This window comes from Haloarcula sp. Atlit-7R, from assembly GCF_003666065.1.
Lineage (GTDB): Archaea > Halobacteriota > Halobacteria > Halobacteriales > Haloarculaceae > Haloarcula > Haloarcula taiwanensis.
Genome location: NZ_QXIK01000085.1, coordinates 1 through 486, shown reverse-complemented (window position 1 = coordinate 486; position 486 = coordinate 1). Strand labels below are relative to the sequence as shown.

The following is a 486-nucleotide window of genomic DNA, read 5'->3' as shown; positions in this document are numbered from 1 at the left end:
AATGTCGGTTGACCTCAACGAGATCGAACAGGCAGCGGTCGACCTCGAAGAGTGGTTAGTCGAACAGGCAACGTCCGGTGTTCCCGAACTCGTCCTCGTCAATCTCCTCCGTGACTACGCGGACGACGTCGAGGACCTTGGCTACGTCCCACGAATGTGGGGCAACAGCAAGCAGTGATGTGAATTCCGTTCGACTCGCCGTTGTTTTTTCGCGCCCGCGATGGGCGGAGGCGCGCGGAAGTGCAGACGTGCCTCGACAACCATGCCAGACGAACGAATCCGAACAGTCGTTGCGTCGCTCGTCGAGCCGACGTCGCACAAAGAGCAGAAGCTTCAGAACCTGCAGTCAACCTATCGGGAAGCCCTCTGTGAAGCGTTCGACGCCAACGCAACGACGATGACGGCGGTCAACGATATTGTAACGCCCTACGACCTCCCGTACCAAGCGAAGGACGCGTTGAAGCGCCATGTTCCAGGCCTCCTCAA

General features: G+C 58.6%; 1 pseudogene. It reads left to right on the top strand.

The window, feature by feature from the left end:
• Positions 1-262: 262 nt before the first annotated feature.
• Positions 263-486, top strand: a pseudogene (locus tag D3D01_RS22750) (RNA-guided endonuclease TnpB family protein); the annotation flags it as partial.